Origin of the sequence: Paracoccus yibinensis, assembly GCF_030846195.1 — a bacterium.
GTDB lineage: Bacteria > Pseudomonadota > Alphaproteobacteria > Rhodobacterales > Rhodobacteraceae > Paracoccus > Paracoccus yibinensis.
Genome location: NZ_JAVCWH010000056.1, coordinates 1 through 2,444 on the forward strand (window position 1 = coordinate 1; position 2,444 = coordinate 2,444).

Below are 2,444 nucleotides of genomic sequence, written 5' to 3' on the forward strand. Positions count from 1 at the left end.
CCCAGCTCTGCGGGCAACATCCGCCAGGGGATGCCGCTCTGCAGGACAAACATGATCCCGGCCAGAGCGGCCCGGTCGCAGACCCGAGGCCGCCCACCTTTCGCGGACCGAGACGTGGATGGCAACAAAGGTTCGATCACGCCCCAAAGGCCGTCCGAGACAAGCGTGGCAGACATAAACCGCGAATCTAGCAGGACGAATCCGCCTGCAAGTGGTTTTGAAACGCCCTCTTAGACCTTACCAGCTCTTGAGCTGGGACAAGAGAAATTGAGCCAGCGAAAGCCTGCGTCCCCAGGTGGAACGCAGGTCTCCTTTTAGGTCCTGCCCTTATGTATCAGCTGTCGCCTATTTTCTTTCTTGGTTCACTCTGCGGGCACGGTCGAATACTTCCAGCCGGCACTTACCCAAGCCACAACAGCAAAAGACCACTAGGGATAAGGATTCTCCTGCCGAGGATCGTCTATCTAGTCCACACGGCGCAGCGCCGAGACATATCCATCAGCCTCATGCCAGGCCTGCACTTGGAACCGCTTATAAATGTGCAGGACAGCCTGCAACGCGTGCTGCGGTGACGTCATAGCGGTGGCAAGACACCAGGGAAGACTTCGACTTGGCTGCACAATCAGCGCTAACCGCTGACTTGGATTTTTATTGAAGGAACCCAACTTTATGTTGTCTTATCGACACAGAGTGGATCAAAGAGTCCGGCGAACAGACGGTTTCAATGCAGGTTGAAGGCATCAATCCGGCGGTCCTTGTATGGGCACGCAAAACAGCGGGGCTGTCTTCCGAAGACGCCGCGCACCGGATTGGCTTGTCTTCCACGCAGAAGGAAAGTGGCGTCGAGAAGCTAGCAGCTCTCGAGCGAGGTGAACGCCTTCCTACTGCGGCTCAACTCACCAAGATGGCTGCAGTTTATCACCGGCCTTTGCTCTCCCTTTATATGAGCGAACCGCCTCGTACTGCCGACCGGGGTGAGGACTTCCGCACTACCGCCGTGCCTGTCGCTACAGACGAAGCCGCACGGTTGGACGCACTGGTGCGGGACGTGCGTGCTCGCCATGCCATCCTCAGGGACATGATGACCGAAGACGAGGATGCTGGCCCGCGCGCATTCATCGGCTCCCTGTCCATCACAACACCAATCCCGCAAGCAGTCAGGCGCGTTCGGGATGCTCTCGGCATTGTCAATGACAGCGATGTGCGAGGCGGTGCGTCCAAGCCAGCAGACTTATTTGCCGAGCTTCGTCGGCGGGTCGAGGCCTTGGGCGTTTTCGTGATCTTGCTGGGCGATCTGGGCAACTATCGTACAGCTATTTCTCCAAACGTGTTTCGCGGCTTTGCAGTCGCCGATGATCTCGCGCCTTTGATCGTCATCAACGATCAGGATGCAAAAGCAGCGTGGGCCTTCACACTCATCCATGAGCTTGTGCATCTGTTCGTTGGAAGCACGGGAGTCAGCGGCGCCCCGACGACAGTGCAGCCGCACACGCTTGCTGCTCGGGTAGAGCGGTTCTGCAACGATGTTGCGGGAGAGGTGCTCCTGCCATCTCAGGCTATCGTCAGCTATGGGAAGATGACGACCGCGCGTGACGTAATCGAGCTTGCTGAGATGCTGTCCGATATCTGGAAGGTGAGTGCGGCGATGGCTGCCTATCGGCTATGGCGCTCTGGAAAGGCGGACGATCAGGCCTACTCCGAGGCAGTCGCGGTCATGGCGCAACGCTGGCGGCTACATCGGCAGAACGAAAAGGAAAAGGCCAAGCAGAAGGAAAGCGGTCCCAACTTCTACACTGTGAAGCGCCACCGATTGGGTGATGCGCTTCTTACCTTCGTGGGGCGCAACCTGCGCGCTGACGTGGTGACACATACTACCGCCGCAAAGGTCTTCGGCGTCAAACCTGGCGCAGTTGAGGGCCTGCTGGCCGGGGTGCAAGGCTTGGGCGGCGCCCGGCCAGCACGGGGGCGATAAAGCTTCCTTATGTATTTGCTCGATGCCAATACCCTGATCCGGGCAAATGCCGATTATTATCCTCTTAAACGCATTCCGCAGTTCTGGGATTGGCTGATCGACAAGGGGAACTCTGGTGTTGTCAAAATTCCCAACGAAATCGCCGACGAGATTACCACCGGGCGCGATGACGTGTCGGAATGGCTCAAAGATCGTAAGGCTAAGGACGCACTGCGTTTAAATGAGGCAGTTGACCCAAGCTTGCTGCGCCGTGTCGTAGCCGAAGGTTACGCGCCGGATCTTACCGATGCCGAAATGGAGTTGGTGGGCCGAGATCCGTTTCTAGTAGCCTATGGGATGGCTGCAAGCGGCCGCTCGGTCGTCACCAAGGAAAGATTGAGAACGGCAGTGAGAAATTAGGCCACGGAAGCGGCGGCATGGAGCTGCTGCGGGCGGCGTAAAAGTCGTCCACCCTTTCCCTTTCTGCGACAGC

3 protein-coding genes are annotated in these 2,444 nt (G+C 57.9%); 2 read left to right on the plus strand and 1 reads right to left on the minus strand.

Annotated features, from left to right (window positions below; translation table 11 throughout):
- Nucleotides 1-176, minus strand: a 176-nt coding sequence (locus RAH32_RS21370) for a transposase (RefSeq protein ID WP_306610403.1), incomplete at its 3' end; no start/stop codon positions are given.
- Nucleotides 177-724: 548 nt separating this feature from the next.
- On the opposite strand from RAH32_RS21370, the gene RAH32_RS21375 reads away from it, so the two are divergent.
- Together RAH32_RS21375 and RAH32_RS21380 are read left to right on the plus strand one after the other, a co-directional pair.
- Nucleotides 725-1,972: an ImmA/IrrE family metallo-endopeptidase gene (locus RAH32_RS21375; protein WP_306610401.1), complete on the plus strand. Its 1,248-nt coding sequence runs from the start codon at nt 725-727 to the stop codon at nt 1,970-1,972.
- Between the two features lie 9 nt (nt 1,973-1,981).
- On the plus strand, nt 1,982-2,371 hold the full coding sequence (locus RAH32_RS21380) for a DUF4411 family protein (RefSeq protein ID WP_306610402.1): 390 nt from the start codon (nt 1,982-1,984) through the stop codon (nt 2,369-2,371).
- Nucleotides 2,372-2,444: the final 73 nt, after the last annotated feature.

Bases quoted from the DNA above. Each gene is read 5' to 3' on its own strand.
- RAH32_RS21375 (WP_306610401.1), top strand. From the start codon at position 725: ATGCAGGTTGAAGGCATCAATCCGGCGGTCCTTGTATGGGCACGCAAA.
- RAH32_RS21380 (WP_306610402.1), top strand. From the start codon at position 1,982: ATGTATTTGCTCGATGCCAATACCCTGATCCGGGCAAATGCCGATTAT.